The 20217-nt window shown below is 72.7% G+C and carries 17 protein-coding genes and 1 pseudogene; 6 read left to right on the top strand and 12 right to left on the bottom strand.

Annotated elements, in window-relative coordinates; all coding sequences use genetic code 11:
- The 6 genes from ABD946_RS24010 to ABD946_RS23990 all read right to left on the bottom strand — a co-directional run.
- Positions 1-2040 (bottom strand): serine/threonine-protein kinase (locus ABD946_RS24010; RefSeq protein WP_345286864.1); only part of this gene is annotated, 2040 nt, incomplete at its 3' end.
- A gap of 181 nt (positions 2041-2221) precedes the next feature.
- Positions 2222-2512, bottom strand: a complete 291-nt coding sequence (locus tag ABD946_RS24005) for a DUF1416 domain-containing protein (protein ID WP_057227860.1) — start codon at positions 2510-2512, stop codon at positions 2222-2224.
- Positions 2513-2548: 36 nt separating this feature from the next.
- Positions 2549-3385, bottom strand: coding sequence for a sulfurtransferase (locus tag ABD946_RS24000; protein ID WP_345286861.1), 837 nt, complete (start codon positions 3383-3385; stop codon positions 2549-2551).
- Between the two features lie 218 nt (positions 3386-3603).
- Positions 3604-3684: a putative leader peptide gene (locus ABD946_RS42895; protein WP_350529122.1), complete on the bottom strand. Its 81-nt coding sequence runs from the start codon at positions 3682-3684 to the stop codon at positions 3604-3606.
- A gap of 184 nt (positions 3685-3868) precedes the next feature.
- Positions 3869-4588 carry a hypothetical protein gene (locus ABD946_RS23995; RefSeq protein WP_345286859.1) on the bottom strand — a complete coding sequence of 240 codons (720 nt, stop codon included), beginning with the start codon at positions 4586-4588 and terminating at the stop codon, positions 3869-3871.
- A gap of 188 nt (positions 4589-4776) precedes the next feature.
- Positions 4777-5088 (bottom strand): MoaD/ThiS family protein, encoded by a 312-nt coding sequence (locus ABD946_RS23990; RefSeq protein ID WP_345286858.1) that lies wholly within the window; start codon positions 5086-5088, stop codon positions 4777-4779.
- Between the two features lie 653 nt (positions 5089-5741).
- Between ABD946_RS23990 and ABD946_RS23985 the strand changes: the two genes are divergently transcribed.
- The 5 genes from ABD946_RS23985 (at position 5742) to ABD946_RS23965 (ending at position 10981) form a co-directional block, all read left to right on the top strand.
- On the top strand, positions 5742-6452 hold the full coding sequence (locus ABD946_RS23985; RefSeq protein WP_345286856.1) for a response regulator transcription factor: 711 nt from the start codon (positions 5742-5744) through the stop codon (positions 6450-6452).
- Between the two features lie 137 nt (positions 6453-6589).
- Positions 6590-7633 (top strand): LacI family DNA-binding transcriptional regulator, encoded by a 1044-nt coding sequence (locus tag ABD946_RS23980; protein WP_345286854.1) that lies wholly within the window; start codon positions 6590-6592, stop codon positions 7631-7633.
- Between the two features lie 99 nt (positions 7634-7732).
- Positions 7733-8734: a S1C family serine protease gene (locus ABD946_RS23975; protein ID WP_345286852.1), complete on the top strand. Its 1002-nt coding sequence runs from the start codon at positions 7733-7735 to the stop codon at positions 8732-8734.
- A 46-nt stretch (positions 8735-8780) separates the two neighbouring features.
- Positions 8781-9557 (top strand): response regulator transcription factor, encoded by a 777-nt coding sequence (locus tag ABD946_RS23970; RefSeq protein WP_345286850.1) that lies wholly within the window; start codon positions 8781-8783, stop codon positions 9555-9557.
- A complete protein-coding gene (locus tag ABD946_RS23965; protein ID WP_345286848.1) occupies positions 9554-10981 on the top strand; it encodes a HAMP domain-containing sensor histidine kinase in 1428 nt (475 codons plus the stop codon). Before ABD946_RS23970 ends, ABD946_RS23965 begins: the two co-directional genes overlap by 4 nt.
- Positions 10982-11042: 61 nt before the next feature.
- Here the strand turns inward: ABD946_RS23965 and ABD946_RS23960 are convergent, their stop codons facing one another.
- The 6 genes and pseudogenes from ABD946_RS23960 to ABD946_RS23935 all read right to left on the bottom strand — a co-directional run bounded on the left by ABD946_RS23960 (position 11043) and on the right by ABD946_RS23935 (position 18772).
- On the bottom strand, positions 11043-12860 hold the full coding sequence (locus tag ABD946_RS23960) for a bifunctional metallophosphatase/5'-nucleotidase (protein WP_345286847.1): 1818 nt from the start codon (positions 12858-12860) through the stop codon (positions 11043-11045).
- A gap of 398 nt (positions 12861-13258) precedes the next feature.
- Positions 13259-14609 (bottom strand): annotated as a pseudogene (locus tag ABD946_RS23955) (ATP-binding protein).
- Positions 14610-14629: 20 nt separating this feature from the next.
- The gene (locus ABD946_RS23950) at positions 14630-16192 is read right to left on the bottom strand and encodes an SCO6880 family protein (RefSeq protein ID WP_345286846.1); all 1563 of its coding nucleotides are present in this window, start codon (positions 16190-16192) and stop codon (positions 14630-14632) included.
- 7 nt (positions 16193-16199) lie between these two features.
- Complete coding sequence (locus tag ABD946_RS23945) at positions 16200-17465, bottom strand: hypothetical protein (protein WP_345286844.1); 1266 nt, start codon at positions 17463-17465, stop codon at positions 16200-16202.
- Positions 17455-18279, bottom strand: a complete 825-nt coding sequence (locus ABD946_RS23940) for a hypothetical protein (protein ID WP_345286843.1) — start codon at positions 18277-18279, stop codon at positions 17455-17457. Before ABD946_RS23940 ends, ABD946_RS23945 begins: the two co-directional genes overlap by 11 nt.
- Before the next feature lie 139 nt (positions 18280-18418).
- A complete protein-coding gene (locus ABD946_RS23935) occupies positions 18419-18772 on the bottom strand; it encodes a hypothetical protein (RefSeq protein WP_345286842.1) in 354 nt (117 codons plus the stop codon).
- A gap of 247 nt (positions 18773-19019) precedes the next feature.
- Between ABD946_RS23935 and ABD946_RS23930 the strand changes: the two genes are divergently transcribed.
- Positions 19020-20096 carry a C40 family peptidase gene (locus ABD946_RS23930; RefSeq protein ID WP_345286865.1) on the top strand — a complete coding sequence of 359 codons (1077 nt, stop codon included), beginning with the start codon at positions 19020-19022 and terminating at the stop codon, positions 20094-20096.
- The last annotated feature ends 121 nt before the right edge of the window (positions 20097-20217 follow it).

The raw sequence follows: 20217 nt of genomic DNA, 5'->3' as shown, positions 1-20217 counted from the left end.
ACGGTGCCGCCGTTCACCTCCAACTGGCGGTAGACGGCCTGGTCGTCCGTGCCGCGGCGGCAGCCGCCGTCCGGCACCGGGCCCGGGTGCACGGCGGTGATCCGCAGCGCGCGCGTCGTAGCCCTGGGCCCCGGCGGGCGCCCCGTCGCACGGCCAACTGCCGAGCAGGTCCTCCGCCCGCAGCTGCGGATCCCCGTCCGTGCCCTTCACCGGGAAGCACTCGCCCTCCCGGTACTGGCGCTCCAGGCAGAGCGTGGTCTCGGCCATCGGCGCCGCGTGCACCCAGGAGCCCCGGCCCACGCCGTCCGGACAGCCCTTGGCGCTGGTGCCCGGGAGGGCCGCGAGGACCTTGAGGCGCGCCTCGGCCGAACCGCACGGCACCTCCTCCGGGAACGGGGTGGACCAGGTGCCGCCCGGCAGCCGGTGGGTGCTCAGGCACTCGCCGGCCGCGACGCCCTGGAAGGCCAGGTTGGCGATCAGGCCCGGGTCGTCGGTGGGCGGGGTGGCCGGCGCGGAGACGGGCGGCGTGGTGCCGTGGGCCCCGGGGGTGTCGCCCGCCCCGCCGCCCTCGCCCCACTGCCACGGACGCAGCAGGACGGCACCGGCGGCGATCACGAACACCAGCACCCCGGCCAGCAGGACGGGCCACCAGCGGGCGCGCGGCCGCTCGGGCCGCTCGGGCCGCTGCGGCGGGCGGCTGTCCTGCCCGGGTGCCGCCGGCACCGGTGCAGGTGCGGGTGCGGGTGCGGGTGCCGGCCAGGACGGCGACGGGAACCGGGACGGGACGGGAGACTGCGGCGGGACGGACGGCCGTCGGAGCGGGAGGGTGGTGACGGGCGGCGGCACCGAGGGCCCCTGGGCCGCCGCGGGCGGTCGGGCAGCGGACTGCGGCCGAACATCCGGTGCCGGCGCGGCGGGTGACGGTCCGACAGGTGACGGCCCGACGGGTGACGCAGGGGCGGGTGCCGCAGGGGCAGGTGGCGGTGTGGCGGGCAGAGCCGGCGCCGGCTCAGGCGTCGACGCTGCGGGCATCGGCGCTGCGGGTGTCGGCGGAGCCGGGACGTACCCGGGACGCCGGACCCGTCCGAGCCTGGTGGGTGCCGACTCGCCGCCGGACGGGTGGGCGAGCTCCAGCTCGCGGCCGCGCCGCTCGTACGCGTCGATCAGGGCGGTCCAGCGCGGTGGGAGCCAGCGGCTGCCGCTGGAGGAGACCGGGAGGCCGTCCAGCGAGGCGAGGAAGGCGGCGTGCAGCTCTGCGGGGGTGGGCCGGTCGCCGGGTGCGGCGGCCAGGCAGGGGCGGACCAGCGGGGTCAGTTCCTTGGGGAGGCCGGTCAGGTCGAGCCGGTTGTGCTGCACCAGGGCGAGCAGCTGGAGGGTGTCGTGGTGGTCCGGGTACGGAGGGCGGCCGACCGCGAGGTGGAACAGGGTGGCGCCGAGCGAGTAGACGTCGGAGGCGGCCTCCGAGCGTTCGCCCCGGGCCTGTTCGGGCGAGGTGAAGGTGAGGGTGCCGAGGGTGAGGCCGGTACGGGTGAGGTCGGCGGCGTGCGAGATGCCGAAGTCGATCAGCCGGGGGCCGTCCAGCGGCAGCAGGATGTTGGAGGGCTTCACGTCGCGGTGCACGATGCGGTGCGCGTGCAGCACCATCAGCGCCTCGGCCGTCCCGGCGGCCAGCCAGCGGACGGCGGAGCCGGGCAGCCGCCCGGCGGTGCGGACCAGTTCGCCGAGCGAGGGCGCCGGTACGTAGTCGAGGGCCAGCCACGGCGGGTCGCCGTCCGGATCGGCGCCGCGCACCCGGACGGTGTGCTCGCTCTCCACCCGCTGGGCCAGCCTGGCCTCGCGGGCGAACCGGTGCCGGTCCACCTCGTCGCGGCTGCCCTCCGGCAGCAGCGTCTTGACGGCCGCCAGCCTGCCGTCCGGCCCGTCCTCGCGGGCCAGGTAGACCCGGCCCATGCCGCCCGCACCCAGCCGCCCGAGCAGCCGGTACGGCCCCAGCCGGACCGGGTCGTCCCCGGCCAACGGCGCCACCCTTGCCCCCGTCATCGCACTCCCCCGTGTCCCCCGGTTCTCTCCCCTCCAATGAGAACCGGCGGGTAGGTCGCGGGGCAACCACCCTACGGGGTGCGGGAACCGACGCCCGGCACGCGGACGGCCCCGCCTCCCCCTGCGCGGGGGTGACGGGGCCGCCGTCTGCCACGGGTGGCGCCGTGGTCGTGACGGGTCCTCAGACCGCGATCGCGACCTCGGTCTGGGCGCCCTGGGAGGCGACCACGACGCGGTCCACGGTCGCGCCCGGGACCAGCGCGCGCAGCGTCCACTTGCCCGGACGGGCGAAGAAGCGGAACTGCCCGGTCGCCGAGGTGGGCACCTCGGCCGTGAACTCGCCGCCCTCGTCGAGGAGGCGGACGTAACCGTTGACGGGCTCGCCGTCGCGGGTCACGGAACCCTGGATGATCGTCTCCTTGGCCACGTCAACTCCTGCCAGGTCGGGGCCGCCGGCCTTCGCACCGCACATGTCTGTCTTCCTTCCTTACGGTTCGAGCGCCGAGGCTCAGTTGTCGCCGAGCTCGATCGGAACGCCGACCAGGCTGCCGTACTCGGTCCACGAGCCGTCGTAGTTCTTGACGTTGGTCTGGCCGAGCAGCTCGTGCAGCACGAACCAGGTGAGCGCGGAGCGCTCGCCGATGCGGCAGTAGGCGATGGTGTCCTTCGCCAGGTCGACGCCCTCGGCGGTGTAGAGCGCCGCGAGCTCGTCGTCCGACTTGAAGGTGCCGTCGTCGTTGGCGTTCTTGGCCCACGGGATGTTGCGGGCGGACGGGACGTGGCCCGGGCGCTGCGACTGCTCCTGCGGCAGGTGGGCCGGGGCGAGCAGGCGGCCGGCGAACTCGTCGGGCGAGCGGACGTCGACCAGGTTGAGGGTGCCGATCGCGTTCACCACGTCGTCGCGGAAGGCGCGGATGGACTTGTCCTGCTCCTGGGCCTTGTACTCGGTCGCGGCGCGCTCGGGCACCTCGGCGACCAGCTCGCGGGCGTCCAGCTCCCACTTCTTGCGGCCGCCGTCCAGCAGGCGGACGTCGCCGTGGCCGTAGAGCTTGAAGTACCAGTAGGCGTACGAGGCGAACCAGTTGTTGTTGCCGCCGTAGAGCACCACGATGTCGTCGTTGCCGATGCCCTTCTTGGAGAGCAGCGCCTCGAAGCCGGCCTGGTCGACGAAGTCGCGGCGGACCGGGTCCTGCAGGTCCTGCTTCCAGTCGATCCGGACGGCGTTGCGGATGTGGTTCAGGTCGTACGCGGCGGTGTCCTCGTCGACCTCGACGACGACGACCTTCGGGTTGTCGAGGTTGGCCTCGACCCAGTCGGCGTCGACCAGGACGTCACTGCGGCTCATGGTGGTGTCTCCATCCGGGGGCGGTACTGCGGAAGGTGTGTGCGGGCAGCGCCCGGCGGCAGCCCGTACCGAACGTCGTCTCGTATGACGAGACGCGGGTGGGTGCAGCCGGGATGGGGCAAGAGATCGGGAGGCCGAGTCGGCCACGGCAGGAAATACCAGGCCAGAGGTGCTCGGCGGGGTGGACGGGGCCGGACGTACCGGTCAGAACCGCCCGGTCAGCGCATTCGACACAGGCAGGCGGACACGCGGCACAGGTCTACCGCCCGCCGCTTCGTGAGGTCCGCCTGTCGCTTCATGCCGACGATGCTAGGGAACCGAAACGGCCGCTGTCATCAGCATGTCGAATACTGAGACGAATCCGCTCACATTCCGGGATTCCGCCGGACTGCGCCGCTCAGCGGCACGGCCCGGGCCGCCCGGCGGGGCACCCGGAGGCCGCGGCGGCGATCGTCATGGACACCGCGTCTCGACAGGCGGACGTCAGAGCGGGAGCGCGGACCCGATCCAGGCCAGCGGGGCGGCCACCGCCACCGGCAGCACCACCCCGGCGGTGAAGTGCACGAACCTCGACGGGAAATCGTACGAGGCCACCCGCCGCCCGACCAGGGCGCCGACCGTCACCAGCACCGCCTGCACCGGCGGACCGCCCGCCAGTACCCCGGCGGTGGCGCCGAGCAGCAGCGCCGCCGCGACGGCCACCGCCGCCGGGGCCGGGGTGGCGGCCAGCAGCACCGCGACCGCCACCGCCAGCAGCGCGGCCGGGGTGTGGCCGCCCAGCAGCAGCGAGGCCTCCAGCCCGGCCAGCACCACGCCGGAGGCCAGCACCGTCAGGGCGTAGAACCGCTCGGCCGGATCGGACGGCCGGAAGGTCTGCCAGACCAGCACCGCGACCAGGTACGTCCCGAGCGCGCCCAGCAGCCCCACCGCCCCGGCACCCAGCACCGCGAGGTCCGCCACCACGCCCGCCAGCGCCACCGCCGCGATCCCCTGCCGGGCCGGCCACATCCCGTGCAGCCTGAACCACCCCACCGCGGTCAGCCCCTGAGCCACCGTCAGCGCTACCGCCAGCCCCCATCGCCCGCCGGCCAGCGAGGCCGCCGCCAGCACAGCACAGAGCCCGGCCGTCAGCCCGGCCACCGGCAGGCCCGGCTCGACGATCGGCGTCCCGCTCCGACGGACGGGATCTGCGGTGAGGGTCATGTGGTGCTCCTGAGATTGGGGATGAGATCCGGCAGGGCAGCGACCCAGGGGCGCGAGGAACTGCGCGGGTACGGAAGGCGGACCACCGCCAGATCGGGGCACGAGAGCCAGTTGCACGTGGTGCCGTTCCCCTGCGCGCAGTTCCTCGCGCCCCTGACCGCCCTGCGGGCGGCTCGGGGCGCAGCCCGTCAGCCGCCGGCGAAGGGCGGGAGGGCCTCGACGGTGGCGCCGGGCGGGAGGTCGACGGTGGCGTGGTCGCGGTTGCCGACCTGCTCGCCGTCGACCAGGTAGGAGCAGTGCGCCAGCACCTGGTGCAGGCGGGCGTTGCCGGGGTGGCGCCCACGGACGGCCGAGAGGGCCTCGGCGAGGGTGGCCGCGGGCACCTCCTCCTCCGCCAGCCCGGCCGCGGCCTTGGCCGCCGCCCAGTACCGCACGGTCACCCGGGCGGCCCCCGGGTCCGTCACCCGCGGGGTGGAAGTGTGGTCCGCGGTCGCCGTCATGGCTGTCCTCCTCCTACGTCCCCGCCCGGTGCGGCACCCCGGCCCTGCTGCCGGGGCACCCACGCCAAAGGTGTACACGTACGGTGCGGCCGGTGCGGCTCCCATGATGGACCGGCCCGCCCCGGATGCCGCAATGCCGCTGCTCGCGCACGGCGCGCGCGGCACCGGGAGAACGGCGCGGAGCGCCCCCGGGTCACGCCCGAACGGCCCCGGTGTGGCCCAGGCATCGTCGCGCGCCCCTCCCCCGGCGAGGGGTGGTCGGCTATTCTCGTGCGCAGAGAGGGACCTGGGCAGAGTCGCCCCCGGGTCCTTTTGTGCTTTCAGGACGTCACGTACGGATGGCCTCCGGAGGCCGGCGCCCCACCCGCGCCGGCCGTCCCGGGGGGCCGCCCGGCCCAAACCGCACAAGGACGTGCGGGGCGCGGACGGGCGGTGTGCGGCGGGAGCAGACCGGAAGGTTCGCGGATGAGCAGGGCAGTGACGGAGCACCAGGGGTTGCGGGACCCCGCGCGTGCGCCCCGGCCCGCACTGTTCACCCCCGAACCGGTCGTGTCTCGCCCCTCGGACGTCCCCACCCCCACCTGCTCCGTGGCCGACGCTCCGTCAGGACCGCCGGCCACGTCCGCGACGACCCGGAAAGGGGACCACCGGGTATGAGTTCACTCCTGCTCCTCACCAACGCCCTGCAGCCCTCCGCCGAGGTGCTGCCCGCCCTCGGACTCCTGCTGCACAACGTCCGCGTCGCCCCCGCCGAGGGCTCCGCCCTGGTGGACACCCCCTCGGCCGACGTGATCCTGGTCGACGGCCGGCGCGACCTGCCGCAGATCCGCAGCCTGTGCCAGCTGCTGCGCTCCACCGGCATCGGCTGCCCGCTGATCCTGGTGGTCACCGAGGGCGGCCTGGCCGCCGTCACCGCCGAGTGGGGCATCGACGACGTGCTGCTGGACACGGCCGGCCCGGCCGAGGTCGAGGCCCGGCTCCGGCTCGCCATGGGCCGCCTCCAGGTGGCCGTCGACGACAGCCCGATGGAGATCCGCAACGGCGACCTCTCGGTGGACGAGGCCACCTACTCGGCCAAGCTCAAGGGCCGGGTGCTGGACCTCACCTTCAAGGAGTTCGAGCTCCTCAAGTACCTGGCGCAGCACCCGGGCCGGGTCTTCACCCGGGCCCAGCTGCTCCAGGAGGTCTGGGGCTACGACTACTTCGGCGGCACCCGGACGGTGGACGTGCACGTGCGGCGGCTGCGGGCCAAGCTCGGCGTCGAGCACGAGCAGCTGATCGGCACCGTGCGCAACGTCGGCTACCGCTTCGTCGTCCCGGACAAGGGCGAGCGGGCGGCCGAGCGGACCACCCAGGACGCCTGACGGCCCGTCGGATTCCCGCCGGACCGAGCGACCGCGCGTCCGATCTGTCCGACTGTGCCCCGGCTCGTCCGGGGCCGGTCGGCCGGACGGCGGGTATCCCCCCTTCCGACCGCGAGCCACCCGCGTAGACTCCCCCCGTGGCCAAGGTGACGCGCGACGATGTAGCCCGACTGGCTGGGACTTCGACCGCGGTCGTCTCCTACGTCATCAACAACGGGCCGCGCCCGGTCGCGCCCGCGACCAAGGAGAAGGTGCTCGCGGCGATCGAGCAGCTCGGCTACCGGCCGAACAGCGTCGCCCAGGCGATGGCCTCCCGGCGCACCAACCTGATCGGCATGGTCGTCCCCGACGCCCGCCAGCCCTTCTTCGCCGAGATGGCGCACGCGGTGGAACGCGCCGCCTCCGAGCGCGGCAAGCTGGTGCTGATCGGCAACTCCGACTACGTGGACGACCGCGAGGTGCACTACGTCCGCGCATTCCTCGGCATGCGGGTCTCCGGCCTGATCCTGGTCAGCCAGGGCCCCTCGCAGCGGGCCGCCGAGGAGTTCGCCGCGATGGAGGGCGCCAAGGTGGTGCTGCTGCACCGCCGCCCCGAGGCGATCGACGACGTGGCCGTCACCACCGACGACGTCGGCGGCGCCGAGACCGCCGTCCGCCACCTGCTGGAGGAGCACGGGCACGCCTCCGTGGTCTGCTTCGGCGGCCCGGTCGAGTCCCCCGCCCCCGGCGACCCGGTCATCGACCACGTCGAGGGCTGGGAGCGGGCCATGACCGCCCACGGCCTCCCGGTCGAGCCCAACCTGGTGGACGCCCCGTTCCACCGCTACGGCGCATACGAGGTCGCCGTCGAGCTGCTGCGCTCGCCGGACCGCCCGACCGCGATCTTCTGCTCCACCGACGACCAGGCGCTCGGCGTGCTGCGGGCCGCCCGCGAGGTGGGCCTGCGGGTGCCCGAGGACCTGGCGGTGGCCGGCTTCGACGACATCCCCGAGGCCGCGCTGGCCGACCCGCCGCTGACCACCGTCGCCTCCGACCGGGACGCGATGGCCCGGGCCGCCGTCGACCTGGTGCTGGACGAGTCGCTGATGGTGCCGGGCTCGGAGACCGAGCGGGTGCGGACCTTCCCGTCCCGCCTGGTCATCCGCCGTTCCTGCGGCTGCGGGGGCCCCACCGGCGCCTGACCCGGGCTGAGCAGGCTTTATGAGAAGTCAACGGGCTTCTCGGCCGCCTCTGATCCCGCTCTCATCCGGCTCTCATCGGACGGGCGGAGCTTGGAGGGCATGAGCGACCAGCAGCGAAGCACCGAAGACCAGGGTCCTTACGCCTACGCCGACTGGACCACCACCCCGCAGCCCGCCGCCGAGGCCCCCGTGAGCCACGCGCGGAAGGGCTTCCTCAAGGGCCGCCTCGCCCTGGTGACCGCCGTCGCGGCGGCCGCCGCCCTGATCGGCGGCGTCACCGGCGGCGTGGTCGCCGGCGACCGCTCCACCGCCACCGCCTCGGGCTCCGGCTCCACCGTGGTCAGCCCGGTCTCCTCCAACTCCGACGGCACCGCGAACGTCGCCGCGATCAACGCGGCCGTCTCCCCCGCCGTCGTCCAGATCACCGTGAAGACCGCCACCGGCACCGCCACCGGCACCGGCGTGGTGCTCACCGCCGACGGCCAGATCCTGACCAACTACCACGTGATCTCCGGCGCCGTCAGCGGCGGCGGCCAGGCCACCGTCACCTTCAAGGACGGCTCCACCGCCAAGGCCACCGTCACCGGCACCGACGAGTCGATGGACGTCGCCGTGATCACCGCCTCCGGCGTCAGCGGCCTCAAGACCGCCACCCTCGGCGACTCGGACGCCATGCGGGTCGGCGACTCGGTGGTCGCCATCGGCAACCCCGAGGGCCTGACCGGCACCGTCACCTCCGGCATCATCAGCGCCAAGGACCGCCCCGTCACCGTCCAGGTCGACGACTCGACCACCAGCGGCAACGGCGGCTTCGGCTTCCCGCAGCTGCCCGGCCAGCGGTCCAGTGCCTCGAACAGCGGTGCCACCGCCAGCTACAAGGCCCTGCAGACCGACGCCGCGCTCAACCCCGGCAACTCCGGCGGCCCGCTGATCAACGCCTCCGGCCAGGTCATCGGCATCAACTCCGCGATGTACTCCGCCAGCGGCTCCAGCGCCACCGCCGGCTCCGGCAGCGCCGGCAACGTCGGCCTCGGCTTCGCCATCCCGATCAACGACATCAAGCAGGTACTGCCGAAGCTCCAGGCAGGGCAGCAGCTCTGACGGAGAATGACAGCAGCCAGACCGCCCGAGGAAAGGCCCCGCGCCGATGACCCCGCCCGCCGACGACCGCACCCCTGCCGAGGCACTCCAGGGCCCCACCGCCCGGATCCTCGTGGTCGACGACGAACCCGCCCTCCGGGACGCCCTGGAGAGCAGCCTCGCCTTCGAGGGCTACGAGGTGACCACTGCCACCGACGGCTTCGAGGCCCTGGACGCGGTCGAGCGCGACCGCCCCGACCTCGTACTGCTCGACATCATGATGCCCCGGATGGACGGCCTCACCGCCGTCCGCCGCATGCGGGCCCGGGGCGACAGTGCCCCGGTCCTGATGCTCACCGCCCGCGACGCCGTCGGCGACCGCGTCACCGGCCTGGACGTCGGCGCCGACGACTACCTGGCCAAGCCCTTCGAGCTCGACGAACTCCTCGCCCGGGTCCGGGCGTTGCTCCGCCGCTCGGCCCTGGCCAGCGAGGCCGCCGCCCGGGCCTCGGCCGAGGCCGAGTCCAGCGAGGTGCTGGCCTTCGCCGACCTGCGGATGAACACCGCGACCAGGGAGGTCACCCGGGACGGCAAGCCGATCGAGCTGACCCGCACGGAGTTCATGCTGCTGGAGATGTTCCTCGCCCACCCGCGGCAGGTCCTGACCCGGGAACAGATCCTCAAGGCGGTCTGGGGCTTCGACTTCGAGCCCTCCTCCAACTCCCTGGACGTCTACGTGATGTACCTGCGCCGCAAGACCGAGCAGGGCGGCCTGCCGCGCATCATCCAGACCGTCCGCGGCGTCGGCTACGCCCTCCGCACCCCCACCGGCGCCGCGACGTGAACCGCCTCGCGGGCTGGTACCGGGGGCGCTCGCTGCGCAGCCGGCTCGCGATGCTCACGGCCGCCGCCGTGGCGGTGGCCATCGCGCTGTCCGCGCTGGCCTGCTGGTTCATCGTCAGGCAGAGGCTCAACGACCAGATCACCCAGACCCTCGCCCAAGCACCGCTGCGGCTGGGGCCGGACACCGGGATCTTCACCTGCGCCGCCAGCCCGGAGGCCGCCCTCGCCAGCGTCGCCGAACACCGGCGACCGGTGCCGAACCGCTGGGACATCGAGCTGGTGGCGACGGACGGGTCGGCCTGCCTCCCGGGCGGCGCGGACCGGATCGTCAGGAGCCAGCCGTCCGACTTCACCACCACCGGGGTGACCTACCGGGACGGCAGCTACGCCAACGGCACCTCGGCGAGGGTCCGGGTGTCCCAGATCCGGGTGTCCGTCACCGGGCAGGGCCCGAAGGACTTCACCATGCTGACCGCCGTCGCGGTCGACGGCGTCGAGGAGTCGCTCCAGCAACTCGCCCTGCTCCTGGCGGGCGTGGCCGCGCTCGGCGTGGTCGGCGCCGGGATCACCGGGCGGCTGGTGGCGCGCTCGGCGCTCAAGCCCGTCGACCAGCTGACCAACGCGGTGGAGCACATCGCCCGCACCGAGGAGGTCGGCACCACCATCCCCGTCCGCGGCGACGACGAACTCGCCCGGCTGTCCTCCTCGTTCAACTCGATGTCGACCGCCCTCGCCAACTCCCGGGAGCGGCAGATCCGACTGATCGCCGACGCCGGGCACGAGCTCCGCACCCCGCTCACCTCACTGCGCACCAACGTCGACCTGCTGATCCGCTCGAACGACACCGGGCGACCGCTCCCCGAGGCGACCAGGACCAAGCTTCTGGGCAGCATGAAGGCCCAGATGCAGGAGCTCACCGTCCTGATCGGCGACCTGCTCCAGCTCTCCCGCCCGGAGACCTCCCGGCCCGAGCGCGAGCACACCGTGGTGGCGCTGCACGAGCTCGTCCACCGCGCCGTCGAGCGGGCCCGGCTCCGGGGCCCGGGGCTGCAGTTCGCCCTCGTGGTGGACCCCTGGTACGTGCACGGGGACGGCCCCGCCCTGGAGCGCGCGGTGATCAACCTGCTGGACAACGCGGTGAAGTACTCCCCGCCCGGCGGCACCGTCCAACTCGCCCTCCAGGACGGCCGGCTGACCGTCCGCGACCACGGGCCGGGCATCCCGCCGGACGAGCTCCAGTACGTCTTCGACCGCTTCTGGCGCTCCCCGTCCTCCCGCCAGCTCCCCGGCTCCGGGCTCGGGCTGTCGATCGTGGCGCAGGCCGTCCAGGACGCCGGCGGCGAGGTCGCCCTCGGCCCGGCCACGGACGGCGGCCCGGGCACGGTCGCCACCGTGCGCCTGCCGGGGCAGGCGACCGCGCCGTAGCAAAGGGAGCGGGGCTCCCCTCCCGAAGGAGAGGAGCCCCGCTACAGACCTCGGCGGAGCGTCAGTTGACGTCCTCGCCGATGCCGATGACCTTGATGCGGTCCTGGGCCGGGACCTTCAGCGGGGCCGAGGCGGTGGAGTTCGCACCCAGGTAGGCCGCGAAGACGTCCAGGTCGGAGGCGCCGACCAGCTTGTCGGTGCCGGCGGTGAAGGTCGGGAAGCCGTCGCCGCCGCCCTGCAGGAACTCGTTGGCCGCGACGCGGAACTTGGCGTTGACGTCGATCGGGGCGCCGTTGAACTTGACGTCCGCGATCCGGTCGGCGCCGGTCTTGTTCAGGTTGAGGGTGTAGGTCAGGCCCTTGGAGATCTGGAGGATCTTCGGGGCGGCCTGGTTCGGGCCGCTGACCTGCTCCTGCAGGACCTTGACGATCTGAGCACCCGTCAGGGTCTTGACCTGCATCATGTTGGTGAACGGCTGGACGGTGAACGCCTCGCCGTAGGTCACCACGCCGTCGCCCTCGGCGCCGCTGGCCTTGTAGACCAGGTCGGAGCGGATGCCGCCGGGGTTCATGAAGGCGATCTGGGCGCCGCCCTTGTCGGCCGGGGAGAGACCGGCGAGCTGGGCGTCGGCGATCACGTCACCGAGCGGCTTCTCGTAGGCGGTGGAGCCGCGGCCGTTGATGTCGGCGCCGATGAAGCCGAGCGGGCGGTTGGCGATCGGGGCGGCCAGCTTGCTGTAACGGCCGATCAGCTCGGTGACGTCCGCGGCCTTGTCGACGGTGCGGCGCACCACGTGGTTGGCGGCGGTCACCGAGGGGCGGACGATGGCGCCGGTGCGCTTGTCCAGCTTGAGGTTGATCTCGGTGTACAGCCGGCCGAAGGAGGCGGCGCTGGTCACCGAGCGCGGGACGCCGTTCGGGTCCGGGATCGCGCAGGCGTAGGCGTTGTGGGTGTGACCGGTGACGATGGCGCCGATCGCCGGGTCCAGGCCCTTGGCGATGTCGACGATCGGGCCGGAGATGCCCTCGCCGGCCGCGCCGCAGTCGTAGTTGTAGGTGGTGGAGGCCGGGTAGCCGCCCTCGTGGATCAGCGCCACGATCGAGTCCACGCCCTGGCGCTTGAGCTCCTTGGCGTACTTGTTGATGGTCTCGATCTCGTCGCCGAACTTCAGGCCCTTGATGCCCTCGGCGGTGACGATGTTCGGGGTGCCCTCGAGGGTCGCGCCGATGAAGCCGACCTTGGTGCCGCGGACGTTCTTCACCCAGTACGGCTTGAGGATCGGGCGGCCGGTCTTCTCGTTGGTGACGTTGGCGGCCAGGTACTCGAAGTCGGCGCCGCGGAACTTGCGGCCCTTCTCGTAGCAGCCGTCGGTCGGGTGGCAGCCGCCGTTCTGCAGGCGCAGCAGCTCCTTGTAGCCCTCGTCGAACTCGTGGTTGCCCACCGAGGTGACGTCCAGGCCGACCTTGTTGAGCGCCTCGACGGTGGGCTCGTCGTGGAACAGCGCCGACACCAGCGGGCTCGCGCCGACCAGGTCACCGGCCGCCACCGTCACCGTGTTGCGGTGGCCCTCACGGGCCTGGCGCAGCGCGGTGGCCAGGTACTCCATGCCGCCGGCGGGGGTGTCGACCACCTTGCCGGTGGCCGGGTCCACCTCCTTGATGTTGCCGGAGGAGCCGGCCGGGGGCTCGAGGTTCCCGTGCAGGTCGTTGATGGCGAGGATCTGGAGGTCCTCGGTCTTCGGCTTGTGCCAGTTCCAGTCCCAGTCCCAGCCGTGTGCCGAGGCAGTGCCCGGCACCAGCAGGGTCCCGAAGAGACCGATGGCGGCGGCCGCGGCGTACGCCGGGCGACGGAAACGGCCGGTGCGGCCGGAGTTGGACATGAGGGTTCCCCTGCACCGTTGGGGCTCCGCCGTGGGACCGGAGCCGAAGAGGTGGTGTGACCACCGCAGCCTAGGGTCAACGCGCGTAGCTGTCAGGACCCCGCGAGTAACGAGAGGGTTTCCATCCCCCGAAGAACCGTCAGCCGCCGGGCACCACCGCACGCCTGGACACTGCTTACGCCGACCTGCTCGGCGACATCAAGGCCGAGATCCAGGCGACTCGCTGCGCGGCTCCACCCAGCCGATGGCGGTCAGCACCTACGCCACCCTGCCACCGGAGATGCGGGCGCTGCTGCCCACCGAGGCGGACCTCGCGCGGGTCGCGCACGAGGTGCTGGACGGCAAGCGCTAGCCCAGGCGCCAATTGGGCAACAGGCTGCTGCCCGATTGGCGGGGCGTCAGACCCCCGGCTCCGCCGCGAGTTGGCGCTCCGCGCGGTGGCGTTCGGCGACTGCGTCCTCGGTCATGGCGCGGTCGGTGTAGACCAAAGGTCGTTCGGTCTCGGTGATGATGTGTTTGACGACTTGGACGTTGCCGTTGACGTCCCAGACCGCGATGCCCGGGGAGAGGGTGGGGATGATCTCGACGGCCCAGCGCGGGAGGCCGAGGACGCGGCCGGTGGCTCTGGCCTCGTCGGCCTTCTGCATGTAGATGGTGCGGGTGGAGGCCATCTTGAGGATCGCGGAGGCCTCCTTGGCGGCGGCGCCGTCGACCACGTCGGAGAGGTGGTGGACGACCGCGACGAAGGAGAGGCCGAGGCGGCGGCCGAACTTCAGCAGGCGCTGGAAGAGCTGGGCCACGAAGGGGCTGTTGATGATGTGCCAGGCCTCCTCGACCAGGAAGATGCGCTTCTTCCGGTCGGGGCGGATCCAGGTGTGCTCCAGCCAGACGCCGACGATGGCCATCAGGATCGGCATCGCGATGGAGTTGCGGTCGATGTGCGAGAGGTCGAAGACGATCAGCGGGGCGTCGAGGTCGATGCCGTCGGTGGTGGAGCCGTCGAACATGCCGCGCAGGTCGCCGTCGACCAGACGGTCCAGCACCAGCGCCACGTCCAGGCCCCCAGGCCTGGACCTCGTCGACGCCGACGCCGAGCGACTCCACCGAGGAGAGTTCGGGGCTGCGCAGGGTGTCGATGATGTCGTTCAGGACCGGCTGACGGCCCGTCACGGTCGCGATGACGTGGGCGTGGGCGGCCTTCAGGGCGAAGCCGGAGCGCTCGTCGAGGCCGCGCCCCATCGCCACCTCGATGATGGTGCGCAGCAGCGAGAGCTGGCCGGTGGTGGTGATCGCCGGGTCCAGCGGGTTGAGCTTGACCCCGCCGTCCCGGGCCGCCATCGGGTCCAGGCGGATGGACTTTATCCCCAGCGCGTCGGCGATCAGGTTCCACTCGCCGACGCCGTCCTCGCCCTGGGCGTCGAGGACGACCACCTGGCGGTCGCGGAAGCGCAGCTGCCGCAGCACGTAGGTCTTCTCCAGCGCCGACTTGCCGTTGCCGGATTCGCCGAGCACCAGCCAGTGCGGGGCCGGGAGCTGCTGCCCGTAGAGCTGGAACGGGTCGTAGACGTACCCCTTGCCGGAGTACACCTCACGGCCGATGATCACCCCGGAGTCGCCCAACCCCGGTGCGGCGGTGGGGAGGTAGACCGCCTGGGCCTGGCCGGTGGAGGTGCGGACCGGGAGGCGGGTGGTCTCCACCTTGCCGAACATCAGGCTGGTGAAGGCGTCGGTGATGCTGCCGATGGCCATGGGGAGGACTCCAGATCAGGTCAGCGGCGGATGCCCGTGGCGAACGGGAGGGTGTTGACGAAGGCCCGGTGGTGCTCGCGGTCGCACCACTCCAGCTTGAGGAAGCTCTTGCCGGCCGAGGCCCGGATGGTCCGCTTGTCGCGGGCCAGCGCCTCGGGCGAGCGGGAGGAGACGGTGATGTAGCCGACCAGGTTGACCCCGGCGGCGCCGGAGGCCAGGTCGTCGCCGCGCTGGTCGACCCGGCCGGTGTGGGCCAGGTCGCGCGGGTCGATGGTGCGGTTCATCTTGGCGGCCCGGCTGGCCTCGGCCTCGTCGTTGGTCTTCTCGGTGAGCATCCGCTCGATCGCGACGTCGGTCGGCTCCAGGTCCATGGTGACGGCCACCGTGCGGATCACGTCCGGGGTGTGCACCAGCAGCGGGGCCAGGAAGTTGACGCCGACCGGGGTGAGCGGCCACTCCTTGACCCAGGCGGTGGCGTGGCACCACGGCTCCCGGGTGGTGGACTCGCGGGTCTTGGCCTGCAGGAACTGCGGGTGGGTGGCGTCGAGTTCGGCCGGCCAGGCGTTCCGCCGGGACATCGCCTGGATGTGGTCGATCGGGTGGTCCGGGTCGTACATCGAGTGCAGCAGCGAGGAGAGCCGGGCCTGGCCGAGCGGCTGGCGGACCCGGATGTCCGCCTCGGCGAGCCGGGCGCAGATGTCGGTCAGCTCACGGGCCATCACGGCGGCCAGGCCGTCGTCGTCCCGGGACTTGGCTCCGCCCGCCGTCCGGCCCATCGCGTGCGCCTCGGAGGCCAGGTCGCGGGTGTAGTGCATGCAGGCGACCAGGTAGGCCCGGTGCTGCTCGGAGGAGGTGGAGACCATCGACTGCAGCTGGTCGTAGGAGTCCTGGAGCCAGCCGGGCGAGGAGTGGTCGCCCCGGCGCTCCACGTCCTTGGCGTGCGCGTCCGGGTCGGCCGGCAGGGTGCGGGCCAGGATCTGCAGGCGCGTCACGAAGCCGTCGCCGTTGGCCACGTGCTTGAGCAGGGTGCCGAAGCGGTCGACCAGGGCCTCCTGGTCCTCCGAGTCGCGCAGGCCCACGCCGGGGCCCTCGATCTCGATCGCGGCGGTGACGGTGCGGCGCTCCAGGTGCATCAGCACCCCGACCTCGTCCGGGCCGAACGGCGCCGTCAGCCAGTGCAGCCGGCCCACCCCGGGCGGCGGGCCGATCTCCACCTCGCGGCCGTCCAGCCGGGTGCCGGCGTCCACCACCTCGGACTTCCAGACCGCGCGGCCGCTGCGCAGGGTGCGGCGGTAGGTGCGGTTGATCTCCACCCACTTGTAGAAGGTGCGGCGCCGGTACGGCACGTAGACCGCGGCGATCGCGAGCAGCGGCAGACCGAGCAGGCCGGCGATCCGCAGCGGCAGGATCGGCATCGCCAGGCCCCAGACCATGCCGAGGAAGGCCCCGAAGATGATCAGCACGATCTCCCCGGACTCCCGGTTGCGCCCGATCGGCGCGTTCGGCCGGGCCTTGCCGATCAGGTAGGTGCGGCGCTGGTGGGCGTACGGGGCGCCGTACTGGCCGAGCGGTTCGCTGCTCACGCGCGCATCACGCTCCCTTCACTGGGTTGGCGGCCGGGGCCTGGGCGGGGGTCTGCGGCGGGGGTGCCGGAGCGCGGGAGCCGTGGGCGGCGATGCCGGCGGCAGCGGCGCCGGTGCCGGTGGAGGCGTTGGCGGTGGCGGGGCCGCCGCCTCCGCCGCGGGCGCCGTGGGTGGAGATGCCCTGCTTGACCAGGTTGGCCGGGCCGTTGATCATCGCGGAGCCGGCCGAGACGGCGCTGGCGCGGGCGTGCCGCATCTGCATCAGCTCGTCGCCGAAGCCCGGCACGAAGCGGTAGACGGCGGCGCTGGCGAAGATCGACAGGAACAGGATGGCCAGCCCGGAGAGCACCTTGGCGAAGTCGTCGGTGGCCCCGGCGCCGGTGGCCACCGCCCCGGCCAGGCCCAGGATGATCACGATGATCGGCTTGGCCAGGTCCACCGCGAGCATCACCCCGGCCCACCGCCGGACGTGCTTCCACAGCTGCTTGTCGACCAGCCCGGCGTAGACCGCGGTGCCCAGCAGCGCGCCGACGTAGAGCATCGCGGCCCGGATCAGCAGCTCGATCCAGAGCACCGCGGCGGCCAGCACCGCGACCAGCGAGACGATGATCAGGATCAGCGGGCCGCCGCCCAGCGAGCCCTTCTCCAGGGTGTCCGCGAAGCCGCCCAGGTAGGTGCCGGTGTCGGACTTGGTGCCGGCCGCGATGGCGGCGGTCAGCCCGTCGGTGGCGGAGACCAGGGTGAAGAGCACCAGCGGGGTGAAGGCGGAGGCGATGACGGTCAGCCAGAGGAAGCCGATGGCCTCCGAGATGGCGGTGGTCAGCGAGGCGCCGCGGACCGCGCGCTTGGTCACCGCGAGCAGCCAGAGCACCAGGGTGATCACCGTGGAGCCGGCGAACACCACCGCGTACTGCTGCAGGAAGGAGGCGTTGGTGAAGTCGACCTGGGTGGTGGAGTCGATCGCGGTGGCCAGCTTCCGGGTGACCCAGGCGGCCGCCTCGGCGCAGCCCTTGGCCAGCGAGCCGAGCGGGTCGGTGACGCCGCCGAGGGTGCCGCCGCCGGGGCCGGTGACCACCACGCCGGGGGCGTCGGGGGCGCAGGCCCGGTCGGCGCCGGGCACCGGCAGGTTGCACTTGGCGGTCTGCGAGGGCGAGGGCGTCGGATCGGCCAGCGCCCGGGCCGCCGTCAGCAGCACCAGTGCGGGGAGCGATCCGAGCACCGCCCCGGCCCGGAGCAGGCCGCGGCGGGCGGCTGTGGCAGCGTCAACGGGCATAGCGGAAGCCTCCGAAGTCCTGGACGGCGCCGGTGATCTCGTCGGCGGTGGCGGCCTGCTGGTCGCCGGGGAGGGGGGCCGGGCCCGTGCGGCGGGTGAAGTCGGTGAGCTTCCAGTCGCTGCCGGTCCAGCGCATGGTGAGGGTGAGGGTGAACCAGTTCTCGGAGACCGGCTGGGTGGAGCCGGGGCCGGCCAGGCCGAGCAGGCCGGTGCACCAGACCTCGACCACGGTCGCGGTGTCCGCCTGGTTGGTGAGCTTGGTGCCGACCGGCACGGTGCGGCTGACGAAGGTCAGTCCCTTGGCCGGCTTGCCCTTGTCGTCCAGGCCGAAGCCGGCCAGCTGCTGCGGCCCGAAGGCGGAGTCCAGCCGGGCCTTCAGCCCGGGCAGCGCGGTCGGGTCGGCCAGCGTGGTCAGCAGGGTGGCCCGGGTGTCGGCCCGGAACATCTCCTCGGAGCCCATCGCCACCGCGTAGTTGGCGGCGGCCGACTGGGCGCCCTGCGAGGTGTGCGGGTGCCCGACGCCGATCCCGTTGGAGGCGGTGGCCACCGGGAGCTGCCCGCTCGGCGCGGTGGTGGCGGGCTTGGGGGAGGCCGAGGCCGCCCCGTCGGAGGAGCCGGCCGGAGCGCTGCCCCCCGGGTCCGGCTTGTCCCGGTTCGCGATCGAGACGGCGACCACCAGCAGGGCCACCACCAGCAGGACCGTCAAGAGCGTCCGCACCGGCCGGGCCTGACGCCCCGTCTGCTGCTGGTAGACGGACTGCTCGCCGACCGGCAGCCGCGTCCGGGTGTGCGGCTGGTCGTCGGACACCGGCACGGCGGCCCTCCTGGTACGGGGAGACCCCTGGGCCCCCTGGCTGGTACGAGCTGGTACGAGCGGTCCGCGCGGGAAGCGCGACACCCCGGCGGGGACGGCCGCTGCGAGGCCGCTCCGCCGGGGCAATTCTGTCTGATCGTCAGATGGCCATGCCGTACACAATGGTGAACAGAGTGGTGAGCGAACCGATGATGAACACGCCGGTCAGGCCCGCCACGATCAGCCCCTTGCCCTGCTCGGCACTGAAGCTGTCCCGCATCGCGGTCGCGCCGATCCGCTGCTTGGCCGCCCCCCAGACGGCGATGCCCAGGCAGGCCAGGATGGCGACCGCCATGACCACCTGGATCATCGTGCGGGCCTCGGCGCCCAGGCTGGAGAACGGACCCCAGTCCGGCGCGATGCCACCGATGATCGTGTCGATGTTGGCCTTCTTCGGTGGGTCCTCCGCCAGGAGCCGGACCCGGTCACTCTGCACCACGCTGCTCAGGTTCATTCGTCTCACCGCCCGATCAGGCAAATTCAAGGCCCAGGACCGGGGTGGCGCGAAGGGCCGTACCCCATTCTTGGCCAGATCCGACTTCGACTTGGCTGCTTCTCGCGGATTGGTCGTGGAGCACGGGGCCCGTCCGCCAGGATGTCCACCGTACGAAGGATACCGCTCACCCTTTGTATCTGCGATGATTGCGATGAGCAATGCCTTCTGGGACACGGGAAACTGACGGTTCGTCGGGACGGTGCTGATGGTACTCCGGAAGGCGGGCGCGGCAGCGGCCGCGACCGGTCTGGTGGGTGTCGGTTTCGTCGGCGTGGTGGTGCTCGGCACCTTCGCCGCCAGCGGTACCCCGCAGGCCGTCCAGCCCAAGCTCGCGGGCCGCACCGTGCCGGCCGCCTACCAGCCGATGTTCCAGCAGTGGGGCTCCCTCTGCCCGGAGATCTCGCCCCCCATGCTGGCCGCGCAGCTCTACCAGGAGAGCGGCTTCAACCCCCGCGCGCAGAGCCCGGTCGGCGCCCAGGGCATGGCCCAGTTCATGCCGGGCACCTGGCCCGGCTACGCCACCGACGGCGACGGCGACGGCAAGAAGGACGTGTGGAACGCGGCCGACGCGATCGCCTCCGCCGCGGTGTACGACTGCTCCCTCGCCAAGGACATAGCGAAAATCCCCGGCGACCGGCAGTCGAATCTGCTCGCCGCCTACAACGCCGGGCCGTACGCGGTCATCAAGTACAACGGGGTCCCGCCGTACCGGGAGACCCAGGGGTACGTGAAGAACATCAAAACCCTCGCGGCCAACTTCACCGCGCCCGCCGAGGCCTCCCCCGGTGCGCCGGTGGTGACCCAGGCGATCTCCGCGCAGGCCTCCGGGGCGATCTACTTCGCCCAGACCACCCTCGGCACCCCCTACCTGTGGGGAGGGAACGGCTGGGAGTCCCAGGGCGGCCGCTTCGACTGCTCCGGCCTCACCGTGGCCGCCTTCGAGAGCGTCGGCATCAAGCTGCCCCGGGTGGCCAACGACCAGTGGAACGCCGGGCCGCACATCGATCGCAGCCAACTCCGGCCGGGCGACCTGGTGTTCTTCGCCACCGACCAGGGCGACCCGCGCTCCATCGACCACGTCGGCATCTACGTCGGCGGCGGCTACATGATCAACGCTCCGCACACCGGCGCGGTGATCCGCTACGACAAGATCGACCGCCCCAAGTACTACGGCGCCACCCGGGTCACCCCCGACGGCGCCCTCTCCCTGCCGCGCTACCAGGCCGACGGCCAGATCGCCAGCGGCGGTCAGGGCACCGGCCGTGACCCGAAGGACAGTTGACGCACCGTCCGGAGCCAGGTTGACCGTGGACGTCCAGTGGACGGTCAGTCAAGTTTTCATAACGGTGCGTGAAACCTGAAACCGGTGCCGGGGTTCTCGCGTTGTGCCCCTTGTCAGTCAA

Source organism: Kitasatospora albolonga (assembly GCF_039535905.1).
Lineage (GTDB): Bacteria > Actinomycetota > Actinomycetes > Streptomycetales > Streptomycetaceae > Kitasatospora > Kitasatospora albolonga.
Note: the sequence above shows the minus strand (reverse complement) of the source record. Positions and strands in the feature narration are given on the sequence as shown.